Raw genomic sequence first — 1654 nt, 5'->3', positions numbered from 1 at the left:
GGGCCATCGCCACACGCTACGAAAAGACAGCCGCCAGCTTCATGGGCATCCTCTACCTCGCCGCCGCACTCGATTGGCTCAAGCGATGACACGCCCTAGACTAACCTGAGCGACAAGGCGATGCCGGACATTGCTGCGCCGGGTGCTTGCCGTCGCGACACCCGCTTCGCGCTCACTCAGTGCCATTGCCGGTCCTATGATGTCGGAACCGACACGGATCGGCACGCCGGAGGGAGAAGGGCCCCAAGCTCCTGTTTCCGCGTGAAAGAAGATGGCTAAGAAAAAGATTTTTCCAGCCGGCGCGTTTCGAGCGGGGGGGGGGTAGCTCTCGCTAGGCCCCAGCGTAATCGCGTTTGTTTTGGCGATTATATCGTTGACATATACGACGTGCGAAGTGGCCAGTAACGAGTTGAAATCGCCATTTGCCGCAGTAGATGTTAGTGCGGTTGCGATGCTCCTCGTGTAGGATAGAACAATCGCGGCCCTCTGATTGGCGCCCCGCGCTTGAGAGACAAATTGCGCTCCCGCCTTTTATGTGTGGAGAGCCGCTGTGCCACGTTATTACTTCGACATCCACGACGGCGTATCGCTTCGTGATGAAGAGGGGATTGAACTTACCGATCTCAATGCAGTGGCGCGGCATGCCAAAAAGGTTCTACCTGAGATAGCGGCCGATGAAGTGTGCAAGGACGGCGAACACCAAGCTTTCTCTGTGCTGGTGACTGACGAAGAGGGGCACCCTGTCTACTCAGCCGCCGTGACCTATACAGGCACGTGGCTGATCCGGTAGCGTCTACTTTGGAGTTGTCGGGACTTTTGGCTTCGCGATCCGCTTAAACGCTGCATCGAAGTCCGCTTCATCCTCGCTGGCCCCGGCCTCACGCGCCCCTTCGACGAACCTGCGCTTCTGCTCCTCAGGCGTCAGCTTCTGAGCGCCGAGCTTGGATGGACGCTTGGGTTCGGCCTCTGGCTCGTCCAGCATCACCCTTGTTTCTTTGATCAGCGCCTTGGTGAAGTCGTCACGCGTTTGGCGCTTTAGCTTAAGGGCGTTGAGGATCATGGACTGGCTCCGGAACGGAGGCAGCAAGCTGGGCGGGTATGGCTAACGACCCATGAACGTCAGCGAGTTCGCGTTTGCGACAGGACCGGATGGCTTGGGGTCGGCTCTCCTGAAGGAAACGGTGCTCGATCATGGCGCGTATTGCAACGACGATCTGGCCGAGTACCTTGTCGCGACGTCGGCCGATGCTCCGGAAGTCGAGGCAATCCAGGTGCCGGATGAGGATACCGAGGTGAATGCACTTGGCCTGAAGGGCTTGGGCGAACTCGGCAACATTGGTGTCAACACCGCCATCGCGAACGCCCTGTTTCATGCATGCGGCCGTCGCTTCAGGCGCCTACCAATCCGAGCCGAAGGCCTCTTCTGATGATGGTCCGGCGAAGTCCATTTTCAGGATAGGCTTGTCATCCCTTGTTCCGCCGTATCGCGACCAAGTGCGTGACGGTCGTTTCGGTGGCCTGTGGATCGCTCTTTGGCGTGGCTAGAGCCGTGCCCTGGCTGTGTTTCGGCGTGCAACTTTGACCCCGTGAGGCGGGGGATCGGCGTCCAATTCTGACCCCCTAACCTCGTTCTCGCAGACTGCTCTCCGGTACG

Annotated in this window: 3 protein-coding genes and 1 pseudogene; 3 read left to right on the top strand and 1 reads right to left on the bottom strand. The window is 59.1% G+C overall.

What is annotated here, in order from left to right; translation table 11 throughout:
* Positions 1-89 (top strand): annotated as a pseudogene (locus ASF32_RS25610) (IS5/IS1182 family transposase); the annotation flags it as partial.
* Between the two features lie 461 nt (positions 90-550).
* Positions 551-790 (top strand): hypothetical protein, encoded by a 240-nt coding sequence (locus ASF32_RS19885; protein ID WP_056432528.1) that lies wholly within the window; start codon positions 551-553, stop codon positions 788-790.
* Positions 791-793: 3 nt separating this feature from the next.
* Here the strand turns inward: ASF32_RS19885 and ASF32_RS19880 are convergent, their stop codons facing one another.
* The gene (locus tag ASF32_RS19880; protein WP_244477927.1) at positions 794-1060 is read right to left on the bottom strand and encodes a hypothetical protein; all 267 of its coding nucleotides are present in this window, start codon (positions 1058-1060) and stop codon (positions 794-796) included.
* Positions 1061-1112: 52 nt separating this feature from the next.
* On the opposite strand from ASF32_RS19880, the gene ASF32_RS19875 reads away from it, so the two are divergent.
* The gene (locus ASF32_RS19875) at positions 1113-1427 is read left to right on the top strand and encodes a hypothetical protein (RefSeq protein WP_056432525.1); all 315 of its coding nucleotides are present in this window, start codon (positions 1113-1115) and stop codon (positions 1425-1427) included.
* The last annotated feature ends 227 nt before the right edge of the window (positions 1428-1654 follow it).

The organism is Methylobacterium sp. Leaf91 (assembly GCF_001422815.1).
Lineage (GTDB): Bacteria > Pseudomonadota > Alphaproteobacteria > Rhizobiales > Beijerinckiaceae > Methylobacterium.
This window is presented reverse-complemented; position numbering and strand designations above follow the sequence as displayed.

What these genes read in the sequence shown, in the direction of transcription:
- ASF32_RS19880 (WP_244477927.1), bottom strand. Translation starts at nt 1,060, where the DNA reads ATGATCCTCAACGCCCTTAAGCTAAAGCGCCAAACGCGTGACGACTTC.
- ASF32_RS19875 (WP_056432525.1), top strand. Translation starts at nt 1,113, where the DNA reads ATGAACGTCAGCGAGTTCGCGTTTGCGACAGGACCGGATGGCTTGGGG.